The organism is Mesorhizobium zhangyense (assembly GCF_011045115.1).
GTDB lineage: Bacteria > Pseudomonadota > Alphaproteobacteria > Rhizobiales > Rhizobiaceae > Mesorhizobium_M > Mesorhizobium_M zhangyense.
In genome coordinates, this window is the sequence record NZ_JAAKZG010000009.1 from 108,904 (window position 1) to 132,330 (window position 23,427).

Sequence of the window (23,427 nt, forward strand, 5' to 3'; positions counted from 1 at the left end):
GGGCTAATTAAACACCATGAGTGACACGAGCGCGCGGCCCGGCCGCTTCATTGATCTTGCCAATCCGACCCGCTTCCTGGCGCTTGCCGACCGGCTTGTGCCCTGGCTGGCGGGTCTTTCGATTCTCCTGCTGGCCTTCGGCCTCTATCTCGGCTTTGCCGCGCCCGAGGATTACCAGCAGGGCACCACCGTCCGCATCATGTACATCCACGTGCCTTTCGCCTGGATTGCGATGATGTGCTACTCGCTGATGGCGTTGGCTGCACTTGGGACTCTGGTCTGGCGACATCCGCTCGCCGATGTCTCGCTCAAGGCCGCAGCGCCTATCGGCGCGGCCTTCACCGCGCTGGCGTTGATCACCGGCTCGATCTGGGGCAAGCCCATGTGGGGCACCTGGTGGGTGTGGGACGCGCGGCTGACCTCGGTCTTCATCCTGTTCCTGATGTATCTCGGCATCATCGCGTTGACGCGTGCGCTCGACGATCCCGCACGCTCGGCGCGCGCTGCCGCCATCATCACGCTGGTCGGCTTCATCAACATCCCGATCATCAAATTCTCTGTCGACTGGTGGAACACGCTGCATCAGCCGGCATCGGTATTCCGCCTCGGCGGCCCCACCATCCATCCGAGCCTGCTCTGGCCACTCCTGATCATGGCGCTTGGCTTCACCGTGCTGTTCTTCACGCTGCACCTGATGGCGATGCGCACCGAGATCATGCGCCGCCGCGTGACCGCGATGCGCTATATCGCAGCGCGCCGCGCCGACCGGAAACCTGCCTGAAAACAGTGGGTTGGATTGCGACCTTGAATCAAGATCGCAGCAGCTTCAGAACGCCTTGAACGTCAGCGTCGTCAGCGAGCGTACGATGCCCGGCACATTGGCGACGTTCTCGTTGATGAATTTGCCGATATCGACATCGTCCTCGATATAGACCTTCATCAGCAGATCGTAGTCGCCGCTGGTCGAATACAGTTCGGAAGCCACCTCGCGCTCGTAAAGCTGGTCGGCCACGGCATAGGTCTGGCCGGGCGTGCATTGCAGCTGGACGAATACGGTTTGCATGGAACCTCCGGATACTTCGTATGATGGGCGATGCCCGCGAGCCTTCTTTACACGCCGAGCAGGGTCCGCACCAGCCTGTGGTCGGGATCGGCAAGCCCGTCGATAACGTCGAAATGATGCGTGCCGGGGTCTTCCACGCTCGACACGCTGACATCGAAACCGCTCCAGAGATTTTCCAGAAGCGCGTTCTGCCGCCGGAATTCAGGGCGCTCGGCCGAACCGACCCAGCAGGTGATATCGATGCCGTCGAGCGGTTCGAGCAGGGCGGCACTTTCCGCACGCGCTTCGGCGAGGTCCAGGCGCTGGGTCTCGTTCATCTTCGTTTTCATCAGCGGCCGCAGATCGTGCAGGCCCGAGATCGACACCGTCTTCTTGAGCCGTGCGAGCACGTCGGCGCGGAGCGGAGAGCTCGAAGTATTCATGCGGCTGACGAGATGGCCGCCGGCGGAATGGCCTGTGAGATGGATCGGGCCTGCGACTTCGCTTGCCGCCGCGGTTATGGCTGCACCGACCTGCCTGGTGATGTCCGATATCCGTGCTTCCGGGCAAAGCACATAGGACGGCATTGCCAGCGCATAACCATGGGCAAGCGACCCTTGGGCGAGGTGCGACCAGGCCGATTTGTCGAACGACATCCAGTAGCCGCCATGGACGAACACGACGAGCCCCTTGGGCGTGCCTTCCGGCAGGAACAGGTCGAAGCGGTTACGTACATGCGGGCCGTAGGAAATATCTTCGCGCAGGCGGTTTGCCGCGCGCAAATCATCGCGGAATGCCGACGCCATCACCTGCCATTTGCCGGGAAACGCACTGGCGTCGGGGATATAGGCCCCATTGGAATAGGCGTCGCTCCAGTCCGTGATCGAATTTGCCGACATTCCCAGCCTCGCTAACCAAGCGCCTTCAGCGGCGCACCATCCCGTCATTGACCATCACGCCGGGCAGCCCCGCAATGGGGAAAACCTGCCGGCCCGTTGATCCAGCCAGAAGCAGCTTCTGCGAACCGTCGATTAATTTCAAGCTTGAAATTTCATGCTTGAAATTATCGGGACAGGGTGCCATCCTCTCATCGTCAATCGGAGTTTGTGCTGATGAAGATCGCCTGTCTCGGGGGAGGGCCAGCCGGCCTCTACTTCGCAATCAGCATGAAGCTGCGCGATCCGGCTTCCGAGGTCGTGGTCATCGAACGCAACAAGCCGGATGACACCTTCGGCTGGGGTGTGGTGCTTTCCGACGAGACCTTGACCAATCTTGCCGCCAACGATCCCGTAAGTGCCGCCGCCATCCGCTCGCACTTCGCTTACTGGGATGACATCGCGGTTCACTTCAAGGGCACCAAGACGCTCTCCACCGGTCACGGCTTCTGCGGCATCGGCCGCAAGCAGCTTCTGATGCTGCTTCAGGAGCGGGCGCGTGAACTCAGCATCGAGCTCCGCTTCCAGGCCAATGTCGAAAGCGTTGCTGCCTATGCCGAGGAATATGATCTCGTTGTCGCTGCCGATGGTTTGAACTCCAAGGCGCGAAGCGAATTCGCCGCCGAGTTCGAGCCCGACATTGACGTGCGCGCCTGCAAATTCGTCTGGCTCGGCACGCATCAGAAATTCGGCGATGCCTTCACCTTCATATTCGAGGAGACCGAGCACGGCTGGGTCTGGGCGCACGCCTACCAGTTCGACAACGACACGGCGACTTTCATCGTCGAATGCAGCGCCGAGACCTGGGAAAAGTTCGGCTTCGGCGAGATGAGCCAGCAGGAGAGCATCGAGGTTTGCCAGCGCATCTTCGCGAAGCATCTCGACGGTCACGCGCTGATGACCAACGCCAACCACATTCGCGGTTCGGCCTGGCTGAGTTTCCCGCGCGTGCTGTGCAAGCGCTGGTCCTACAAGAACATCGCGCTGCTGGGCGATGCGGCGGCGACCGCGCATTTCTCGATCGGATCGGGAACCAAGTTGGCGCTTGAAAGTGCTGCCGCCCTTGCCGAGCTGGTGCATACGGAAAAGACGCTCGAGCAGGCTTTCGCCCGCTACGAGGACGAGCGCCGCATCCAGGTGCTGCGCCTGCAATCGGCTGCACGCAACTCGCTGGAATGGTTCGAAGAGGTCGAGCGCTATTTCGATCTCGACCCGGTCCAGTTCAACTATTCGCTGCTGACCCGCTCGCAGCGCATCAGCCACGAAAACCTGCGCCTGCGCGACAAGGCCTGGCTGGAAAGTGCCGAAGGCTGGTTCCAGGAAACGGCCGGTGCGCCGCAAGGCACCCGCCGGGCGCCGATGTTCGCACCGTTCAAGCTGCGCGACATGGAGCTGAAGAACCGCGTCGTCGTCTCGCCGATGGCGCAGTACAAGGCCGTCGACGGCACGCCGACAGACTGGCATCTGATCCATTACGGCGAACGCGCCAAGGGCGGGGCTGGGCTGCTCTATATAGAGATGACCTGCGTCAGCCCCGAAGGCCGCATCACGCCCGGCTGCCCCGGTTTCTATGCGCCGGAACATGAAGTCGCGTGGAAGCGCATCGTCGATTTCGTCCACACCGAGACCGTGGCAAAAATCTGCGCCCAGATCGGCCATTCCGGCCGCAAGGGTTCCACCCGCGTCGGCTGGGAAGGCACGGACAAGCCGTTGAAAGACGGCAACTGGCCGCTGATGTCGGTTTCGGAGCAACCTTGGTCTTCTGAAAACCAGACGCCAAAGGCGATGACGCGCGCCGACATGGATCTTGTCCGCGACCAGTTCGTGGCGGCTGCCGAAATGGCGGATCGCTGCGGCTTCGACATGCTCGAAATCCACGCAGCACACGGCTACCTGCTGTCGTCCTTCATCACGCCGGTGACCAACAACCGCACCGACGACTATGGCGGCTCGCTGGAAAACCGCATGCGCTATCCGCTGGAAATCTACCATGCCGTCCGCGAAGTCTGGCCGCGCGAAAAGCCTATCTCGGTACGCATCTCGGCCAATGACTGGGTCGGCGACAAGGGCGTGACGCCGCAGGAAGCGGTCGAAATTGCGAAGATGTTCCAGCAGGCTGGCGTCGACATTTGCGACGTATCCGCCGGCCAGACCACCGAGCTTGCCCGCCCGGTCTATGGCCGCATGTTCCAGACGCCGTTCTCCGACCGCATTCGCAACGAAACCGGCATGGCGACCATGGCTGTCGGGAACATCTACGAGCCCGACCACGTCAACTCGATCCTGCTCGCCGGACGCGCCGATCTCGTCTGTCTGGCCCGTCCGCATCTGACCGATCCCTATTGGACACTGCGCGCGGCGGCCTCTCTTGGCGACACGGTCGAGGCATGGCCCGCCCCCTATCAGCCCGGTGGCGACCAGATTCGCCGCCTAGCCGAACGCGCCGCCGAGATGGCGGCACAGGATCGCGCGGTATGAGCGACCTTTCTGGAAAGCGGGCATTGGTGACGGGCGGCGGCTCGGGAATGGGCGCTGCGATCGCGCGCGCGCTCGCTGACGCCGGCGCCACCGTCGTGATATCCGGACGCCGCATGGAACCGCTGGCCGAGTTGGCTGCGACCTCGCCGGGTATGCTCGCCATGACCGCCGATGTGACCGACGAGGCGTCGGTGAAGGCGCTGTTCAAGCGCATTACCAGCGAAGTCGGCGAGCTGGACATCGTCGTCGCCAATGCCGGCGCTGCCGAAAGCGCTCCCTTCCATCGCACCAGCCTCGATCTGTGGCGGCAGATGCTGGATGTCAATTTGACCAGCGTTTTCCTGACCTTCCAGCAAGCACTTGCCGGCATGATGAAGCGCAAGCAGGGCCGGTTGATCGCGATCGCCTCGACCTCCAGCCTGAAAGGCTATGCCTATGTTTCGGCCTACAGTGCCGCCAAGCACGGCGTCCTCGGGTTGACGCGCTCGCTGGCGCTGGAATTCGCCGATACCGCCATCACCGTCAACGCCGTCTGCCCCGGCTTCACGCTGACGCCGATGCTCGAACGCTCGATCGAGACGATCGTCGAAAAGACCGGCAAGAGCCGCGACGAGGCCATTGCCACGCTGACGAAGACCAGTCCCCAGCGCCGTTTCGTGTTGCCGGAAGAGGTGGCGCAGAGCGTGCTCTATCTCTGCGGGCCGCATTCGGCTTCGGTCACCGGGCAGGCCCTGTCCATTTCGGGAGGCGAAGTATGAGCATGCCGCAACCGGGCGAAGCTCCCGACACGGCCAGGCAGCGCCTGCGTGTCTGGCTGCGATTGCTCAAGGCGACGAGGCTGGTTGAAGCGACGGTGCGCGAGAACCTGCGCGTCGAGTTCGACACGACCTTGCCGCGCTTCGACGTGCTGGCAGCACTCTACCGTTTCGAGGACGGGCTGAAGATGAGCGAGCTTTCAGCCGCCCTTCGCGTCTCCAACGGCAACGTCACCGGCATCATCGAGCGCCTGGTGACCGACGGTCTGGTTCTGCGCGTGCCGGTGGCAGGCGACAAGCGCGCGACGCTGGTTCGGCTGACCAAGAAGGGCAACGAGGAGTTTTCCAAAATGGCGGCGGCGCATGCGACATGGGTCAGCGCCATTCTGGAAGAACTGCCGCCGGAAGCCTGCGAGCAGATGATCGGCCATCTCGATACAATCGGCAATTCGCCGAAACTGACAGCAAAGGTGAATGGCGATGACTGACATGGCGGGATACGTCGCGAAACATTTCCGCTGGCGCGTCGAAGACGGCGTCGCCGTCATCACGCTCGACCGGCCGGAGCGCAAGAACCCGCTGACCTTCGACAGCTATGCCGAACTGCGCGACGCGTTCCGCGCGCTCGCCTATGCCGACGACATCAAGGCCGTGGTGTTCGGCTCGAACGGCGGCAATTTCTGCTCCGGCGGCGATGTCCACGACATTATCGGCCCGCTGCTCGATATGGACATGAAGGGTCTGCTGCGCTTCACCCGCATGACCGGCGATCTCATCAAGGCGATGGTGCATTGCGGCAAGCCGATCATCGCCGCTGTCGATGGCGTCTGCGTCGGTGCCGGCGCTATCATCGCCATGGCTTCCGACATTCGCCTTGCCACGCCTGAGGCAAAGACCGCGTTCCTATTCACCCGCGTCGGCCTCGCCGGCTGCGACATGGGCGCTTGTGCGATCCTGCCGCGCATCATCGGGCAGGGGCGAGCGTCCGAGCTGCTCTACACCGGCCGCAGCATGAGCGCGGAGGAAGGCGAGCGCTGGGGCTTTTATAATCGCATCGTCGAGCCCGCATCGCTCGACGCCGAGGCACTGGCGCTGGCGAAACGCCTCGCCGACGGCCCGAATTTCGGTCACATGATGACCAAGACCATGCTCAATCAGGAATGGTCGATGTCGATCGAGCAGGCCATCGAGGCCGAAGCGCAGGCGCAGGCGATCTGCATGCAGACGCTGGACTTCAAGCGCGCTTACGACGCTTTCGTCGCGCACCAGAAACCCGTTTTCCAGGGCGATTGAGATGCCGGACCGCAGCTTTCTCGACTGGCCGTTTTTTGAAGATCGTCACCGGGCGCTGGCTGATGCGCTGGAAGCCTGGGCCGCGGCCAATATCAGGCATGGCGACCACGGCGATGTCGATGCGGCCTGCCGCGAACTGGTCGCAAAACTGGGCGAAGGTGGCTGGCTGACCCATTCGGCCGTCGATCCCGAAAATGCCGAAAGCGGGCTCGACGTTCGCAGCCTCTGCATCATCCGCGAAACATTGGCGCGTCATGATGGGCTTGCCGATTTCTCCTTCGCCATGCAGGGGCTCGGAACCGGCGCGATTTCGCTGTTCGGCACGCCCGAGCAGAAACGCGAATGGCTGACCAAAACCCGCGCCGGCAAGGCGCTTTCGGCCTTTGCGCTGAGCGAGCCGAAATCCGGCTCGGACGTCGCCAATCTCGATCTCGCAGCACGCGAGGACGGCGACTCTTACGTGCTCGACGGTGAAAAAACCTGGATCTCCAATGGCGGCATCGCCGATGTCTACACCGTCTTCGCCCGCACCGGCGAAGGGTCGGGCGCGAAGGGTATTTCGGTGTTCATCGTTCCCGCCGATACGCCAGGCCTGTCGATTGCCGAGCGGCTGGAAGTGATCGCGCCGCATCCACTGGCGCGCCTCGCATTCCAGAACTGCCGCGTGCCGAAGTCGGCCATGCTCGGCAGACCAGGCGAGGGGTTCCGCATCGCCATGTCGGTGCTCGACGTGTTCCGCTCGACGGTCGCGGCGGCGGCACTCGGCTTTGCCCGTAGAGCACTGGATGAATCCATCGCGCGTTCGACCTCGCGCGAATTGTTCGGCGCGCCGATGTCGGAACTGCAGATGGTGCAGGGCCACATCGCCGACATGGCGCTCGATATCGATGCTGCGGCCCTCCTCGTCTACCGCGCCGCATGGCTGAAGGATTCAGGCGCTGCCCGCGTCAGCCGCGAGGCGGCGATGGCCAAGCTTTACGCCACCGACCGCGCCCAGAGCGTGATCGACAAGGCGGTGCAGATCCATGGCGGCGACGGCGTGCGCAAGGGCAGCGTCGTCGAGAGCCTTTATCGCGAAATCCGGGCGCTGCGCATCTATGAGGGCGCGTCGGACGTGCAGAAAATCATAATAGCCAGGCAAACACTGGCGAGGGGATAATAACAAATGCTGGGACCATCGGCGCATACCGACACTTTCACACGTGACAACCTGCCGCCGGAGGATGAGTGGCCGGAACTATTGCTCGACGGCTTCGACTACCCGCAAGTCCTGAATGCCGGCGTCGAACTCACCGACGCGATGGTCGCCAAGGGCTTTGGCGACCATACCGCGCTGATCGGCAATGGCCGCCGCCGCACCTACAAGGAACTCACCGACTGGTCGAACCGCATCGCCCATGCGCTGGTCGAGAATTACGGCGTAAAGCCCGGAAATCGCGTTCTGATCCGCTCGGCCAACAATCCTGCCATGGTCGCCTGCTGGCTCGCCGCCACCAAGGCGGGTGCCGTCGTCGTCAACACCATGCCGATGCTGCGCGCCGGCGAACTCGGCCAGATCATCGACAAGGCCGAGGTCGAGTTTGCGCTCTGCGACACGCGCATCAAGGACGAACTCGTCGCCTGCGCCAAGGACAGCCGCTTCCTGAAAAAGGTCATCGGCTTCGACGGCACTGCCAATCATGACGCCGAACTCGACCGCATTGCGCTGGACAAGCCGGTGAAGTTTGCAGCCGTGCCGACCGGCCGCGACGATGTCGCGCTGCTCGGCTTCACCTCCGGTACGACCGGCGAGCCCAAGGCGACGATGCATTTCCATCGCGACCTGCTGATCATCGCCGACGCCTACGCCAAGGAAGTCCTGGCGGTGACGCCGGACGATATCTTCGTCGGCTCGCCGCCGCTCGCCTTCACCTTCGGCCTTGGCGGACTGGCGATCTTCCCGCTGCGCTTCGGGGCCGCCGCAACCCTGCTCGAACAGGCGACGCCGCCGAAGATGATCGAGATCATCGAGACCTACAAGGCGACCATCAGCTTCACCGCGCCGACTGCCTACCGCGTCATGCTGGCAGCGATGGAGGAGGGCGCCGATTTGAGTTCGCTGCGCATTGCGGTTTCGGCGGGTGAAACCCTGCCCGCGCCGATCTACGATGCCTGGATGAAGAAGACCGGCAAGCCGATGCTCGACGGCATCGGCGCGACCGAGATGCTGCATATCTTCATTTCCAACCGGCTCGGCGATTCCGCCCCCGGTTCCACCGGCAAGCCGGTCGGCGGCTATCAGGCGAAGATCGTCGATGACGAAATGAACGAGATGCCGCGCGGCGAGATCGGCAGGCTTGCGGTGCGTGGGCCGACCGGTTGCCGCTATCTCGCCGACAAGCGGCAGGCGAAATATGTCCGCGACGGCTGGAACCTGACCGGCGATTCCTTCTACCAGGACGAGGCCGGCTATTTTCATTTCGCCGCCCGCTCCGACGACATGATTATTTCCGCCGGCTACAACATAGCCGGGCCGGAAGTCGAGGCAGCGCTCCTCAGCCATGATTTCGTTTCCGAATGCGCTGTAGTAGGCGCCGAAGACCTGGAACGCGGCCAGATCGTGCAGGCGCATATCGTGCTGGTGGCGGATGTGCCGGCGGATGCCGCGACCATCAAGGCGCTGCAGGATCACGTCAAGCAGGTGATCGCGCCTTACAAATATCCGCGCTCGGTCAAGTTTGTCGACGCTCTTCCCAAGACAGCAACGGGCAAGATCCAGCGTTTCGCGCTGCGCGGCAGGGCCGTCAATTGAGAGGCGCAAGGGCATGCTGCATCATCGATCAGCTTCCCTTTCGTCACCTGTTTTCGCTGGTCGAATGACGCAAAAGCCTGTTGATTTCTCTGCCTGTCTGAGGCTGGTTGTTTAGAGATGCCGGAAACAAGGGTTTAAACCCGCCGCCGGCGAAATATCGGCAAAGGAGGATCGCCGAAAACGGAGTGCGGTTCGTTTCAAGCTGGGAGGCTTGTTGGAATTGGCGCTCTTCTGTAGGACCGGACCAGGGCTGGAAAATGGGCGGCGAGCACGTCTTCAAAGGCGTGACGTCGGGTTGACCTGCCGGTTCGGAATCCCGGTTTGGCGCAGCAAAGCACCAAGGCGGGCAAGTCTCATACGCAACATTCGGAGGAAACTATCATGAAACGCATCACCAAACGGCTTCTGGCAACTGCCATGGTCAGCACTGCCATTCTGGCGGGCGCAGCGTCGGCCCAGGCCGATGTGAAGATCGGCTTTCTCGGCGGCTTCACCGGCCCGATCGAAAGCATGCTGCCGCCGATCTTCGAGGCGGCCAAGCTGGCGGTCAAGGATGTGAACGACCAGGGCGGCATTCTCGACGGGCAGAAGCTTGAGATCATCTCGGGCGACTCCACCTGCGCCGACGCCACGGCTGCATCGAACGCCGCCGACCGCATGGTCAATTCCGAGAAGGTGACGGCTCTCGTCGGCCCGCTCTGCTCAGGCGAGACGATTGCGGCTGCCAACAATGCCGCCATTCCCGGCGGCGTGCTGCTGATTTCGCCGGCCGCCACGTCTCCGGCGCTGACCACGCTCGACGACAAGGATCTGGTGTTCCGCACCACCTCGTCCGACGCTTACAGCGGCGAAGTGCTGGCCAAGATCCTGAAGGACAAGGGCACCGACAACATCGCCATCACCTATGTCAACAACGACTACGGCAAGGGCTTTGCCGACGCTCTGGAAGCATCCTTCAAGACGCTCGGCGGCACCGTCTCGGCCAAGGAAGCGCATGAAGACGGCAAGGCAGACTACCGCGCCGAAGTTGGCTCGCTGGCGGCTTCTGGTGCGGACACGCTGGTCGTGCTCGCCTATGTCGACGGCTCCGGCTCGACCATCATCCGCCAGGCCCTCGAAGGCGGCGACTTCTCGAAGTTCGCCGGCGGCGACGGCATGGTCAGCGACGCGCTGGTCAAGAATGTCGGCGAAGGCAAGGTCGACGGCATGGTCGCGACCCGCATCGGCAATTCGGTCAGCCCCGGCACGGAAGTCTACGCCAAGATCGCCAAGGATGCCGGCCTCGACCCGAACGCCAACTTCGGCGCGCAGTCCTATGACGCTGCCTTCATGATCGCGCTGGCGATCCAGAAGCTCGGCAAGGATTCACGCGAAGGCCTGAGCGCTGCGCTGCGCGAAGTCTCCTCGGCTCCGGGTGAGGTGATCCTTCCCGGCGAATGGGAGAAGGCCAAGAAGCTGATCGCTGAGGGCAAGGACATCAACTACGAAGGCGCTGCCGGCAGCCACGAGTTCGACAAGAACGGCGACGTACCGGGCAACGTCATCGAGATGGTCGTTGACGGCAAGGGCTTCAAGGAAGCCGCTGCCAAGTAAGCCTTTCGAGGCGCGAGGTCCGGGCTCGCCCGGACCTCGTTTAAAAAATCGATGCGCGAGACTGCCCGCTATGGGGATAGCGGGGGAATGGTCTCGACAGCGTCCAAAAAAGAAAAACGGGAAAATAGTGGGGGTGGCGTGAGCTCGCTCATCGAAGTCAGGAACGTCAGCAAACGCTTCGGCGGTGTGCTGGCCGTCGACAATTGTTCGCTCAAGGTCGAGCGCGGCACGATCACGGGGCTGATCGGCCCCAATGGCGCCGGCAAGACCACCATGTTCAACATGGTCGCAGGCGCCTTTGCGCCGACCTCCGGCTCGATCTGGCTGGACGGCAAGGACGTGACGGGAATGCCGGCGCACGAACTGTTCGAGCACGGCCTGTCGCGCACCTTCCAGATCGCACAGGAATTCTCGCATCTCACATCGCTGGAAAACCTGATGGTGGTGACCGCCGGCAAATCAGGCGAATCCTTCTTCGACGCCTGCTTCCGGCGCGGCAAGGTCGTGCGCGACGAACTGGAAACCCGGCGCAAGGCCGAGGAAATACTGCAAATCCTGCGGTTGACCCACGTCAAGAACGAGAGCGCCGGCAATCTCTCCGGCGGCCAGAAGAAGCTTCTGGAACTCGGCCGCGTGATGATGGCCGACCCGCAGGTCGTGCTGCTCGATGAGGTGGCTGCCGGCGTCAACCGCACGCTGCTCAACGATCTCGCCTCCGTGGTCGAAACGCTCAACCGCGACAAGGGGCTGACCTTCTTCGTCATCGAGCACGACATGGACCTGATCGCGCGGCTTTGCGATCCCGTCATCGTCATGGCGGCGGGTTCCGTCATGATGCAGGGGCCGATGGCCGAAATCCGCAAGAACCCGGAGGTCATCGAGGCCTATTTCGGCGGCGCGCCGGTGGGGGATGCCGCATGAGCATCCTGAAGATGACCGATGTCCACGCCGGCTATGGCGGGGCGAATATCCTGAACGGCGTCAATATGGAGATCGGCGCCCACGAGATCGGCGTTATCGTCGGCCCCAATGGCGCGGGCAAATCGACGTCGCTGAAAGCGCTGTTCGGCCTGTTGACCGTCTCGGAAGGCAGCGTGGTTTTCGACGGCAAGGACGTGACCAATGCAAAGCCCGAAAATCTCGTGCGCGGTGGCCTGTCCTTCGTGCCACAGGAATTCAACGTGTTTCCGGCAATGACGGTGCGCGAAAACCTCGAAATGGGCGCTTATGTCCGCAAGGACGATTACCGCCATCTCATCGAAAAGATGTTCGAATATTTCCCGCCATTGCGCGACAAGCAGAAGCAGCCGGCGGGCGAGCTTTCCGGCGGCCAGCGCCAGATGGTGGCGATCGGCCGCGCGCTGATGATGGAGCCCAAGCTGCTCCTTCTCGACGAGCCGACCGCAGGCCTTTCGCCGCGCTATATGGGCGAGATATTCGAGCGCGTCATCGCCATCAACGCGTCGGGCGTCGGTATCCTGATGGTCGAGCAGAACGCGCGCCAGGCGCTTGCCATCGCGCATAAGGGCTTTGTGCTTGCCGGCGGCAGGAATTCCTTCACCGACACCGGGCAGGCGCTGCTCGACAATCCGGAAGTGGCCGAAAGCTTCCTCGGCGGGGGAGCAAAACACTGATGGAACAGGTTGGTTTCCTCTCCGCCATGCCGATCAACGAGATCGTCTTCTTCATCAACAAGGTGGTCGTCGCCGGGCTTATCATCGGCTCGGTCTATGCGCTTGGCGCGGTAGGCTTGACGCTGGTCTGGGGCATATTGCGCTTCGCCAACTTCGCCCATGGCGACCTGATGACCCTCGGCGCCTTCATCGCCTTCGTGCTGACCATGGTGATGCCGGGTCTCGGCGCAGCAGTTGGCCTGCCGACGGCCTTCGTCGTCATGCCGATCGCCATGGCGATCACCGCGCTGATAACCATCGGCCTCGACAAGGCCTTTTATCAGCCGCTACGCAAGACCAATCCCAAGCCGATCACGCTGGTCATCGCTTCCTTCGGCGTGATGCTGATGCTGCAGGGGCTGATCCGCCTGATCTGGGGCACCGCGCCGCGCAACATGTATGTCACGCCAAAGGAAATCTACCGCATTCCCTTTGCCGGCAAGGACATCATCATCACCGAGCCGCAGCTTCTGCTGATCGTCGTCACGGTCGTCGCCATCGTTGCCTTGCATCTGTTCCTGACGCGCTCGCGCACCGGCAAGGCCATGCGCGCCATGTCCGACAATGCCGATCTCGCCCGCATTTCCGGTATCAGCACGGACAAGGTCGTGCGCACGACCTGGATCATCGCCGGAAGCCTTGCCGCTGCTGCCGGCACGCTTCTGGCCATGGATGTCAGCCTGAAGCCTGATCTCAGCTTCAACATCCTGATCCCGATCGTGGCGGCGATGATCGTCGGCGGCATCGGCCAGCCTTACGGTGCGATCAGCGGCGGGCTGCTGGTCGGCTTCACCGAGACGGTGGCAGTGTTCAACTGGTCGATCCTGCTGCGGCCGCTGAAACCGCATCTGCCGGACTGGATCGAACTCCCGGCAAGCATCGCCTTCGTGCCGACCGAGTACAAGATCGTCGTGCCCTTCGTCATACTCGTCGCGGTGCTGATCTGGCGGCCGAACGGCATCTTCAAGGGAAAGGTGCTGTGATGAAGTCGATCGATCTGCGCACCATCACCCTGCTGGGCGGCCTTGCCGTCATCGTCGCGCTCGTCTTCATCTGGCAGGGCAACGCCTATGGCCTGCGCATGCTGGTCGAGGCGAGCTGCCTGGCGATCGTCGCCCTCGGCCTCAACATCCAGTGGGGCTATGCCGGCCTGTTCAACGCCGGCGTCATGGGCTTCATCGCTATCGCTGCTTTCGGCACGATGCTGATTTCCTATCCGCTCAATCCGGTTTTCTGGCAGTCGGAAGGGCCGGGCCTTCTCGGGCGCATGGGGCTCATCATCATTATCGGCGGGGCCATCACCCTCCTGCTCAGCCGCTCGAACCGCTATGGCGTGCCGAAGAAGCTGCGCACGGTGCTGACGATCATCGCCGCCGCCACAACCTATCTGATGGCTGAAAGCGCGCTGGCACCGGCCGCCGCGATCATCGAGCAGAATTCCGGTTTCGTCGGCGGCTTTGGTCTGCCGGTGTGGCTGGGATGGCTGGTCGGCGGGCTGTTCGCCGCCGTGCTTGCATGGTTCATCGGCCGCATCACGCTCGGGCTGCGTTCCGACTATCTGGCGATCGCCACGCTCGGCATCGCCGAGATCGTCAGGGCCTTCCTGAAGAACGCCGACTGGCTGACCCGTGGCACGCTCACTGTTTCGCCGCTGCCGTCGCCTGTGCCGACCGCAACCGAGATCGGCTTCATCGCCGCGCGTTCGGCCTATCTCTGCGTCACGGCTGCGATGATCGTCGTCATCTTCGTGCTGCTGCAGCGCGGCTGGGCCTCGCCATGGGGCCGCATGATGCGCGCCATCCGCGACAACGAACTCGCTGCCGAGGCAGTCGGCAAGGACGTCAACCGGCGCAGGCTGGAGATGTTCGTGCTCGGTAATTTCATCGTCGGCATCGGCGGTGCGGCCCTAGTCACCTTCGGCGGCATCTTCGATCCGAGCGGATTCTCGCCCATCAACCACACCTTCCTGGTGCTGATCATGGTCGTGCTCGGCGGGTCGGGAAACAATCTCGGCGCGATCTTCGGCGCACTTCTGGTCTACATCATTTGGACTATGTCGGAGCCGGCGGCGCTTTTCCTGTTCCAGCATGGCGCGAACCTGATCCAGCAACTGTTCGATATCGCGCCGCCTGCCGACCTGCCGACGCGAGCGCTGCAGATGCGGGTTTTCGTCATCGGACTGACGATCATTCTGGTGCTGCGTTTCGCGCCAAAAGGGCTTCTCCCCGAAAAAGTCACAAAATACGAGTGAGTGCTGGCGGGCCGGACCCGCACGCACCGAATTTCCGGATTGGCAGCGCCGCATATGGCGCTGCGGCGCGCGGCGTTTGACGACATTTGATCGTTTCGCAAAGGCGTGCCTGCCGTGGCCATCACCTCCGTAACCACCTCCCACCACAATCGTACTCTGTCTGATCTCTGGAATACGCTGCCGATGCTCTATGGCGTCTCGGCTTTCGCGATCTTTCTCGCGACAAGGCTGGCTTTGACCGTCTTCACCGGCTTTGACAATGTGCCGGTGTCGTCCTGGCCCTACATCTTCCTGCGCGGCCTGTGGTTCGACCTGGCGACGCTTGGCTTTATCCTCATACCGTTCCTGTTTGCCGCAGCCGTTACGCCGGAGAAATGGCGGCATACCCGCTTTCACACCTATCTCGGGCGCTTCGTTGCATGGTTGCTGATAGCCGTGCTTCTGTTCACCGCGATCGGTGAGTTCTTCTTCTGGCTGGAATTCTCCAATCGCTTCAACTTCATCGCGCTGGATTATTTGATCTACACGCAGGAAGTGATCGGAAACATCCAGCAATCCTATCCGGTCAAGACCTTGGTGGCCGCCATCGGCCTGCTTGCCGCCGGCGCTGTCTGGCTGATGCGCGGCTGGTTTCTAGAGATTGAAGCGAGCACTTACAGCAAAACAACCCGCATTGTCCTCGTTGCTCTTCTCGTCCTTTGGCCGCTTGCCGCCTACACCTTCGTCGATCTCGACCAGATGTATGTCTCGGCCAACAACTACGCCAACGAACTGTCCGGCAACGGGCTTTTCAGCCTGGTCGCAGCGTTTCGCCGCAATGAGCTCGATTACGACCGCTTCTATGCGACGATCCCGGATGGTCAGGCGAAGACGATCCTCAGGGATCTCGGCGTGAAGAAATCAGGCCCGGCGTCGGAAGCGGCCGTTGCCAACGATGCCTCGGGACCCATGCCCGACTTCCTGCTGCGGCGTCCGAAGAACATCGTCATGATCACCGTCGAGAGCCTTTCGGGCGAGTTTGTCGGCGCGCTTGGCGACAAGCGCGGTTGGACGCCCAATCTGGACCGCATTGCCGGTCAGGGGCTGCTTTTCGACCGCATGTTCGCCACCGGCACGCGCACCGTGCGCGGCCTCGAAGCGACGACGCTCGGCACGCCGCCAGTGCCGGGGCAGGCGATCGTGCGCCGTCCCAACAACGCGCATCTGACGACGGTCGGCGGCATTCTCGCCCATGACGGCTATGCTTCCACCTTCGCCTATGGCGGCTACAGCTATTTCGACAACATGGCCGCCTATTACTCCGGCAATGACTATGCCGTCTTCGACCGCACCGAATTTCCGGCCGAGAGTATTCCGGCGGCCAATGTCTGGGGCGTCGCCGACGAGGCGCTGTTCTCCAATGTCGACGCGATGCTGTCGAAGCCTGAGGCGGCCGACAAGCCGTTCTTCGTGCAGATCATGACAACCACCAACCATCGGCCCTATACCTATCCGGACGGGCGCATCGACGTGCCGTCGCCGGGCGGGCATGAAGGCGGCGTCAAATATACCGACTACGCCATTGGCCGCTTTATCGACGAGGCGTCGAAAAAGCCGTGGTTCAAGGACACGATGTTCGTCATCATCGCCGACCATTGCGCTTCGGTGGCCGGCAAGGTCGAACTGCCGGTCGAGAGCTATCATATCCCGATGATCTTCTACGGCCCCGGAATCGTGAAGCCCGGTCATTTCACCGACAATATCAGCCAGCTCGACGTGCCGCCGACCCTACTCGACGTGCTCGGCAAGCCGGGCGAATCCTACTTCTACGGCCGCTCGGCGCGTGAGTTGAAAGCCGATCCGCAGGGCGTGTTCATCAGCAACTATCAATCTCTGGGCTACTACAAGAACAACAAGCTGACGGTGCTCAAGCCGGGAAAGGTCGTCGAGAGCTTTACGGTCGACCCGATCACCTTCGAGACGACGCCGGGGCCGGTCGACGCGACGCTGGAAAGGGAAGCCATCGCCTATTATCAAACGGCTTCGCACGCCTTCAAGACGGGCGAGCTGACGGCGCCGTGGTACGCCAAGTCCAACTGACGCGCGCCTCGATCGTCGCATGAAACGAAGGCCGGAAGACGCATTCTTCCGGCCTTTTTCCATTCTGGCGCAAAGCTCGGGAAATTGCAGACATTTATTGATTGCCCGCTGTCGGCTATTGGTTTGCCCATTCGTCTTTAGGGAAGGAGACCCCAATGCAATATGCCATCCTGTGCTACAATTCCGAAGATGTCGTCGGTTCCTGGACCAAGGAAGAGGACGACAAGGTGATGGCCGATCTTGCCGTCGTGCAGGAAAAGCTCGCCAAAGCCGGCAAGCTCGGCCCGGTCGCGCGCCTGATGCCGACCACTGCCGCAACGACCCTGCGCAAGACCCGCGACGAACCCTTCGTCATCGACGGTCCTTTTGCCGAGACCAAGGAACAGTTCCTCGGTTTTTATGTCGTCGATTGCGCCTCGCTCGACGAGGCCGTCGAGGTGGCACGCGAACTGGCCGTCGCCAATCCCGGCACGGGTTCCTATGAAATTCGTCCCATTTCCATTTTCAGGCCCGGACCGGCACCCACATGACCGACCCCCACTGGATAGAAGCGGCATTGACGGCGGCCCGCCCGCAGGCGGTGGGTGCATTGCTGCGCTATTTTCGCGACCTCGATACCGCCGAAGAGGCTTTTCAGGAAGCCTGCCTGCGCGCCCTGAAGACCTGGCCGAAGAACGGCCCGCCGCGCGATCCCGCCGCCTGGCTGATCTTCGTCGGGCGCAACACCGGCATCGACGCCGCGCGGCGCAGGGCAAAGCAGCAGCCGCTGCCGCCGGAGGAACTGGTATCGGATCTGGAAGACGCCGAGACCAGCATGGCCGAACGGCTGGACGGGGCGGATTACCGCGACGATATCCTGCGGCTGCTGTTCATCTGCTGCCATCCCGACCTGCCGGCAGCGCAGCAGATTGCGCTGGCGCTGCGCATCGTTTCGGGTCTCTCGGTAAAGCAGATCGCCAAGGCCTTTCTGGTCGGCGAAAGTGCGATGGAACAGCGCATCACTCGTGCCAAGGGCCGCATTCAGGGCGCCGATGTGCCGTTCGAGACGCCCGGCGCCATAGAGCGCTCCGAGCGGCTCGCAGCCGTCGCCGCGATGGTCTACCTGATCTTCAACGAAGGCTATTCCGCCGGTCCGAGTGAGGCCCATGCACGCGCACCGCTTTGCGACGAGGCAATCCGGCTGGCGCGTTTGCTGCTGCGCCTTTTCCAGACCGAACCCGAGATCATGGGGCTGACGGCGCTTCTCCTTTTGCAGCATGCACGCACCGCCGCCCGTTTCGATGAGAACGGTCAAATCGTGCTGCTGGAGGATCAGGACCGAAGCCTCTGGAATCGCAAGATGATCGACGAGGGGCTGGCCCTGATAGACAAGGCGATGCGGCACCGTCGCGTCGGGCCCTATCTGGTGCAGGCAGCCATCGCCGCCCTGCATGCCCGCGCCGCGAAGCCCGAGGATACCGACTGGGCGGAAATCGACCTGCTCTATGCCACCCTGGAGCGCTTGCAGCCATCGCCCGTCGTCACGCTCAACCGCGCGGTTGCCGTTTCGAAAGTAAAGGGTCCTGCCGCCGCACTGGAAATGATCGAGCCGCTGGAAGAACGCCTGTCCGGTTATTTCCATTTTCACGGCCTGAAAGGCGGGCTGCTGATGCAGCTTGGCCGCGACGAAGAGGCCCGCGTCGCCTTCGACTGCGCGATCGCGCGGGCAAACACCGCTGCTGAAGCGGCCCATATCAGGATGCATATCGATCGCCTGATGAAGGACGCCACCCCGCGCTCCGGCAAGCGGGCCTGAGCCTCATCAAATCGCAAGAACGCTGATGCGCTATTTCGGCTTTGACGCCTTCGCATAGGCGTCGGCGAAATAGGTCAGGAACACATCCAGCATGCCGTTTTCATGCGGCTTTTCCTTGGCTTCCCAGGTCGCAACGAATGTGTCCCAGGCGCGGCTCTTCCTGGAGGCGAAGGCGGACGTCGGCACCTTTTTCTCGATAGCCTCGGGCGACAAATCCTCGAGCAGCCGCGACAGCGCCGTCTGCATCGCGGCAAAGGTTGCGAATTCGTGGGTCTTGAGGTCGCGAAACGCCTCGTCGATGCTGTGCTTGGCGTCGAGATAGCCGGCCCTGCGCCGGGTGAACATGATTTCCAGCACTTCCTCGGGGCGCGGCACGAATTTCAGCGGGTTGTTGTCGACTGCGCCGATCATCGTGCGGCTGTTGCTGCGGGCGAGCACCTTGGCGGATGCGCGTGCCTTCAACAGCAAGGCGAGTTCCTCCACCGCCGTGCGCAGCACCAGCCCGATTTCGGCCGCGACATCCGACGGGTCGCGCTGCATGAAAATGTCCGGCGAGACGCCGGCCCCGACCGCTATCGCCCGCAACAGCGCTTCCGCGTTCCCGGACTGGGCCGCACCCATAGAAGCGGCGGCCGGTGAGGGCAGGGGCGTTGGCGTAGCCTGCGGCTGAAACGGCAGCGCTACCGGTTGCGCTGGAGCCGCAGCAGGCGCGTTTTCAAACGGAAACGAAAAGTCATCCAGCGGACGCACCGGCACGGCACCAAGGGGATCGAACGATGCGGGCTGGACAGGCCGTGGGCTCAGCGGAGCGTCGGTTCCCCAGACATTCTCCGGTCCCCACGGCGCTTGCGACTGTTGAACGCCGGCGTCAGCGGATATTGCCACGGAAACGAGATAATGGCCGATCTGAAGCCGGTCGCCATTGTTCAGCAGGTAAGGGCTTTTGACGCGCTGGCTCGCCCCGTTGACGAAGGTTCCGTTGCGCGAGAGATCATGCAGCCAATAGCTGCCACTCTCATGCCGGACCTCGCAGTGCCGGCCGGAAATGAACATGTTCGGATCGGGCAGCACCCAGTCGCAATTTTCCCGCCCGATCTCGAAGCTGCGATCCTGCGACCGGAATCGGGTGGGTCCGCCGGTCGGCAGTTCGGTCAGGTTCTCGATCGTCAGGTTGATCGTCATCAGGAAAAGTCCGTCGCGAGTGGCCAGCGGCTTGGGGCGCGCGATCCCGATAGCTAACGTCACAGTCTAACCGCCGCGACAGATGGATGGCAATCGCGGCGGCCCGGTGTCTATCGCCCTGGTGGGTCCCATACGGGGGAAGGCGTCACGGATTTTTGGGCGACAAAGGGGGGAGGCAAACTCGTTTTATACATCTTATGGTGGAATATAATCAGGCTATATTTATATAACAAATGCTCTATGCAAAGTTGACAGTCATATTGCGCAATTTTATTCTTGCGAAGATTTCCTTCCAGGAAGGAGAATTCCGATGAATGGAAAGTATTTAGCCGCCGTCTTATTCGGCGCGGTATCGCTTGCTGCTCCTCCAGCTTTCGCGGACTCGCAGGTGAAGGCCAACGAGATCATTGATTTCTTCGCGAAATCCGCCAATCAGGGCGCAACGCGAGGCATCTGCATCGGCACGACCGCCGAATGCGAGCAGAGCAAGCCCAAGCCTGCCGGCTTCGACATGCTCATCAATTTCGAGCTAAACTCGACGCAGTTCACCACCCAGGCCCAGCAAAACCTGAAGGAATTCGCCAAGGCGCTTTCCGACAGTCGCTTGTCCACTGCGCACTTCGTCGTCGAGGGTCATACGGATGCGCGCGGAACCGACGAGTATAATTTCGGCCTGTCGGAGCGACGCGCCCAGGCAGTGACGGCCTTTCTCCTACAGAATGGAATTGCCGGAGACCGGGTAACCGCCGTCGGCATGGGCAAGACCAAGCCGCGCACCGCCGATCCGATGGATGCGATCAACCGGCGCGTGGAACTGAGGCTGCAGGTTCAGTAGCGCTCGATTAACGTTGAGACAGGGGATGCCGCAAACGCATCCCCTGTCCCGTTTTCGATCGGCTGACCGCTCACAGGGTCGTTTCGATCGTCTCCACCACTTTCTGCATCGCCTCGCGATAGCGCACGAATTCCGGCGACGTCCTTACCACGGTTTGCGCCACGCTCGGGCCGTCTGTCGTCGCGCGGGTGGCCTTTCCGGTCATCTTCTTTTCGGCCCATGCAACGACGTAAGCCGCGTTCTTGCCGGTCAGGAACGGGTTCGCGCTGATGACCTGGCTGCCGAGGATGGCGGCAAGCGAGGCGTCGCCCGACGCGGCCAGCACGATGTGGGCACCTTCCGGTCCGAGGAAATGGGCCAGATAGAGCCGACCTGCGGTGATGCCATGGCCATGCGAGCGCAACCGCGCCTCGTTTTCCCGCGCCAGATGCTCGACCATTTCGCGCGAAATGGTCGGGTCGAAGCGCAGTGCGAGCAGGGCCGAGCTGGACATCGACTGGAAGAGGTCGGGGCGATAGGTCCGCATCATGCGGATCCATGTCGAGTTGATGAACTGGCCGAGCCCGGTCGCCGAGGATCGCGAATTCTTCGCCCGCGCATTGCCGGCACTTTCGACATGGATGATGCGGTTCACCAGGATCTCGACCGCAGCACCATCGGGATCGGTGGAAGGCGTAGCTTGCGCGACCGCTGTCTCAAGCGGGTTTATCGGAACGCCGTTCATGTAGAGCTCGAAGTGCAGGTGAGGGCCAGTGGAAAGGCCGGTCGTGCCGACAAAGCCGATGGTGTCGCCGGCCTTGACCGCCAGCCCCGGCTGCACCCCATTCTCAAACCGGCTCAGATGAGCATAGGCAGTCGTCTTCCCGTTGCCATGCGCGATGCGGATGACATTGCCATAGCCCTTGCCGTCGCCCGCATACTCGATCGTGCCGTCGAACGCTGCCATCACCGGCGTCCCGATCGGCGCTTTCCAGTCGACGCCCTTGTGCAACAGGACGCGGCCAAGGATAGGATGCCGGCGCGGCCCGAAGGTCGAGGTCAGGACGCCGTTGACCGGGTTGACCATGCCATTGGTGGTGGTGACGCTGTGGGTGGCGTCCTTTTCGGTCATGCAGGAAAAATCCGCACCCGGAGCCGGCTGGTAGACGAAGCATTCGAGGTTCCGGTCCGGTCCGCGAATGGCGGCGTAGAGCACGCGGCCGGTATTGCGGCCCGTATCGCGGCCGGATTTCGCGAAAATGATGACCAGTCGGTCGTCCTTCGTCGTCATCGCCTGCAGGTCGAAGGAGCGCGACATCAGCATGATCGCTTCGCCGGTCACGCCGCTCGGCACCTGGTTGCGCGTCGCCGTGCTGTAGACCGCGTCGAGCAGGCGGTAGCTGAGGTTCTGGGCTTCCGGCGTGACGGTCTGCGAATAGCTGGACAGATCCTCGTCTATCCAGGGGTCGGCTCCGGCGACGAACTGGCCATCATCGCCCAGCGCGATGGTTCCAATGTATTTTTCCGGGGCATTCACCGAGAGCTGGGCGAGGCTGTATCTGCTTTGACGCGCGTCGGGCCGAAAGCCGCGCAGGCCGACGATGTAGCGATCGCCAAGCATATTCACGCCTATGATCGTCTTGGCCGCCTCGGCTGCCTTTTTGGCGTCGTCGGCGCTGAAGCCATATTCGGCGATGATGCTTTCCAGCGAGCGCTCGCCCTTGATCGACACGGTAAAGTCTTCCGTCGTGCGGAAACGGTCGGCCTCGCGATTGACGAGGCCAACGGTCGTGGTGTCCTCGATCGCTGTCGGCTCGATGGCCGGAAGCGCTTCCTTCGGCTGCCCCGCCGTCTCGCTCCAGCCGGCATCGGCATCGGCCCCGTCTTCGCCGATCATGCCGCCCGGCTCCGGCGCGGGGGCGGCCTGCATATCTTCAGCAGGAACTTCTTCGTCCGTGGCTATCGAGCCGTCTTCTTCGAGGTCATCCTGACCTGCGACAGGCACCAGCACCTCGTCGGATGCTTCATCGCCGCTGGCGGCGTCCGGTGTTGTTCCGGCATCGTCGTTCATGGTTTCGTCCGCGGGGGCAGTGTTTGTCTGGTCCGGCAGTGCCGAAAGATCGGTCGGCGGCAGGTTACGTCCGCTCTGCGATTGGAAGAAGGCAAAATCCTCGGGACTGGACGGCAGCGCCATGATGCGCTGGCTGGAGGAGAGCATAGTGTCCGACAGAACCTGCACCGTCTCGGGGATTTGAGGCTGGTTGAGGTCCGGTGGTACGGGAAGTTCGTGCAATTTCTGAGACGCACCGCCGCCCGTCGAGCCAAGCCGGATTATCAGCGGGTCGCCGGCCAGATCGACGATCGCATTGACGAAAACGGGCCGGCTCGGTTTCTCAGGAGCCGCCGCCTGCGGCTTGGCCGCCACTGTTTCAGGTGCCTGCGGCGGCCAGTAGCCGGAAAGGAAATAGGTGCCCGCGGCCAGGACGACGCAGCCGGCCGCGACGAACGAAAACCTGCGGCGCAACGCGCGCTTCCGTTCCTCTTCCTGCTGCTTCCGCTTCTTGCGGAAGCTGTCGTCCAACTGGTGCATCGGAAATGGGCCTGGATACCGCTGACGAAGAATACGCCACAAGTGGTGACGACAAAACAGTCGCCAGAAAAGCTTAGTGACCTTGCTAGATTACGATGAATGGAGGTGTCGTGATGAGATAAACATCACAGACGCCGAATTTATATCGTGCGTTAT

20 protein-coding genes are annotated in these 23,427 nt (G+C 62.3%); 16 read left to right on the forward strand and 4 right to left on the reverse strand.

The window, feature by feature from the left end; genetic code table 11:
- Window positions 1–16: 16 nt before the first annotated feature.
- Complete coding sequence (locus G6N74_RS20235; protein ID WP_165119828.1) at window positions 17–781, forward strand: heme ABC transporter permease; 765 nt, start codon at window positions 17–19, stop codon at window positions 779–781.
- A 45-nt stretch (window positions 782–826) separates the two neighbouring features.
- On the opposite strand, the gene G6N74_RS20240 is transcribed toward G6N74_RS20235, so the two are convergent.
- Both G6N74_RS20240 and G6N74_RS20245 read right to left on the reverse strand, forming a co-directional pair.
- Window positions 827–1,063: an Lrp/AsnC ligand binding domain-containing protein gene (locus G6N74_RS20240; protein WP_165119829.1), complete on the reverse strand. Its 237-nt coding sequence runs from the start codon at window positions 1,061–1,063 to the stop codon at window positions 827–829.
- 47 nt (window positions 1,064–1,110) lie between these two features.
- A complete protein-coding gene (locus tag G6N74_RS20245; protein WP_165119830.1) occupies window positions 1,111–1,941 on the reverse strand; it encodes a hormone-sensitive lipase in 831 nt (276 codons plus the stop codon).
- 213 nt (window positions 1,942–2,154) lie between these two features.
- Between G6N74_RS20245 and G6N74_RS20250 the strand changes: the two genes are divergently transcribed.
- The 14 genes from G6N74_RS20250 (at window position 2,155) to G6N74_RS20315 (ending at window position 18,685) form a co-directional block, all read left to right on the forward strand.
- Window positions 2,155–4,455, forward strand: a complete 2,301-nt coding sequence (locus G6N74_RS20250; RefSeq protein ID WP_165119831.1) for a bifunctional salicylyl-CoA 5-hydroxylase/oxidoreductase — start codon at window positions 2,155–2,157, stop codon at window positions 4,453–4,455.
- Window positions 4,452–5,213, forward strand: coding sequence for an SDR family NAD(P)-dependent oxidoreductase (locus tag G6N74_RS20255; protein WP_165119832.1), 762 nt, complete (start codon window positions 4,452–4,454; stop codon window positions 5,211–5,213). Before G6N74_RS20250 ends, G6N74_RS20255 begins: the two co-directional genes overlap by 4 nt.
- Window positions 5,210–5,698, forward strand: a complete 489-nt coding sequence (locus G6N74_RS20260; protein WP_165119833.1) for a MarR family winged helix-turn-helix transcriptional regulator — start codon at window positions 5,210–5,212, stop codon at window positions 5,696–5,698. The genes G6N74_RS20255 and G6N74_RS20260 overlap by 4 nt, the downstream gene beginning before the upstream one ends.
- Window positions 5,691–6,503: an enoyl-CoA hydratase family protein gene (locus tag G6N74_RS20265; RefSeq protein ID WP_165119834.1), complete on the forward strand. Its 813-nt coding sequence runs from the start codon at window positions 5,691–5,693 to the stop codon at window positions 6,501–6,503. Before G6N74_RS20260 ends, G6N74_RS20265 begins: the two co-directional genes overlap by 8 nt.
- 1 nt (window position 6,504) lies before the next feature.
- On the forward strand, window positions 6,505–7,662 hold the full coding sequence (locus tag G6N74_RS20270; protein WP_165119835.1) for an acyl-CoA dehydrogenase family protein: 1,158 nt from the start codon (window positions 6,505–6,507) through the stop codon (window positions 7,660–7,662).
- A gap of 6 nt (window positions 7,663–7,668) precedes the next feature.
- Complete coding sequence (locus G6N74_RS20275) at window positions 7,669–9,294, forward strand: AMP-binding protein (RefSeq protein ID WP_165119836.1); 1,626 nt, start codon at window positions 7,669–7,671, stop codon at window positions 9,292–9,294.
- A 381-nt stretch (window positions 9,295–9,675) separates the two neighbouring features.
- Window positions 9,676–10,887: an ABC transporter substrate-binding protein gene (locus G6N74_RS20280; protein WP_165119837.1), complete on the forward strand. Its 1,212-nt coding sequence runs from the start codon at window positions 9,676–9,678 to the stop codon at window positions 10,885–10,887.
- Between the two features lie 138 nt (window positions 10,888–11,025).
- Window positions 11,026–11,808 carry an ABC transporter ATP-binding protein gene (locus G6N74_RS20285; protein ID WP_165119838.1) on the forward strand — a complete coding sequence of 261 codons (783 nt, stop codon included), beginning with the start codon at window positions 11,026–11,028 and terminating at the stop codon, window positions 11,806–11,808.
- Window positions 11,805–12,521 (forward strand): ABC transporter ATP-binding protein, encoded by a 717-nt coding sequence (locus G6N74_RS20290; RefSeq protein ID WP_165119839.1) that lies wholly within the window; start codon window positions 11,805–11,807, stop codon window positions 12,519–12,521. The genes G6N74_RS20285 and G6N74_RS20290 overlap by 4 nt, the downstream gene beginning before the upstream one ends.
- Window positions 12,521–13,543 carry a branched-chain amino acid ABC transporter permease gene (locus G6N74_RS20295; RefSeq protein WP_205826776.1) on the forward strand — a complete coding sequence of 341 codons (1,023 nt, stop codon included), beginning with the start codon at window positions 12,521–12,523 and terminating at the stop codon, window positions 13,541–13,543. Before G6N74_RS20290 ends, G6N74_RS20295 begins: the two co-directional genes overlap by 1 nt.
- On the forward strand, window positions 13,543–14,811 hold the full coding sequence (locus tag G6N74_RS20300; protein ID WP_165119840.1) for a branched-chain amino acid ABC transporter permease: 1,269 nt from the start codon (window positions 13,543–13,545) through the stop codon (window positions 14,809–14,811). The genes G6N74_RS20295 and G6N74_RS20300 overlap by 1 nt, the downstream gene beginning before the upstream one ends.
- A 114-nt stretch (window positions 14,812–14,925) precedes the next feature.
- Window positions 14,926–16,890: an LTA synthase family protein gene (locus G6N74_RS31395; RefSeq protein ID WP_205826777.1), complete on the forward strand. Its 1,965-nt coding sequence runs from the start codon at window positions 14,926–14,928 to the stop codon at window positions 16,888–16,890.
- 155 nt (window positions 16,891–17,045) lie between these two features.
- Window positions 17,046–17,420 carry a YciI family protein gene (locus G6N74_RS20310; protein ID WP_165119841.1) on the forward strand — a complete coding sequence of 125 codons (375 nt, stop codon included), beginning with the start codon at window positions 17,046–17,048 and terminating at the stop codon, window positions 17,418–17,420.
- Window positions 17,417–18,685 (forward strand): RNA polymerase sigma factor, encoded by a 1,269-nt coding sequence (locus G6N74_RS20315; protein ID WP_165119842.1) that lies wholly within the window; start codon window positions 17,417–17,419, stop codon window positions 18,683–18,685. The genes G6N74_RS20310 and G6N74_RS20315 overlap by 4 nt, the downstream gene beginning before the upstream one ends.
- Before the next feature lie 30 nt (window positions 18,686–18,715).
- Here the strand turns inward: G6N74_RS20315 and tagH are convergent, their stop codons facing one another.
- The gene (gene tagH / locus G6N74_RS20320; RefSeq protein WP_312857900.1) at window positions 18,716–19,930 is read right to left on the reverse strand and encodes a type VI secretion system-associated FHA domain protein TagH; all 1,215 of its coding nucleotides are present in this window, start codon (window positions 19,928–19,930) and stop codon (window positions 18,716–18,718) included.
- Window positions 19,931–20,177: 247 nt separating this feature from the next.
- On the opposite strand from tagH, the gene G6N74_RS20325 reads away from it, so the two are divergent.
- On the forward strand, window positions 20,178–20,702 hold the full coding sequence (locus tag G6N74_RS20325; RefSeq protein ID WP_165119843.1) for an OmpA family protein: 525 nt from the start codon (window positions 20,178–20,180) through the stop codon (window positions 20,700–20,702).
- 70 nt (window positions 20,703–20,772) lie between these two features.
- Here the strand turns inward: G6N74_RS20325 and G6N74_RS20330 are convergent, their stop codons facing one another.
- Window positions 20,773–23,271 (reverse strand): peptidoglycan DD-metalloendopeptidase family protein, encoded by a 2,499-nt coding sequence (locus G6N74_RS20330; protein WP_165119844.1) that lies wholly within the window; start codon window positions 23,269–23,271, stop codon window positions 20,773–20,775.
- Window positions 23,272–23,427: the final 156 nt, after the last annotated feature.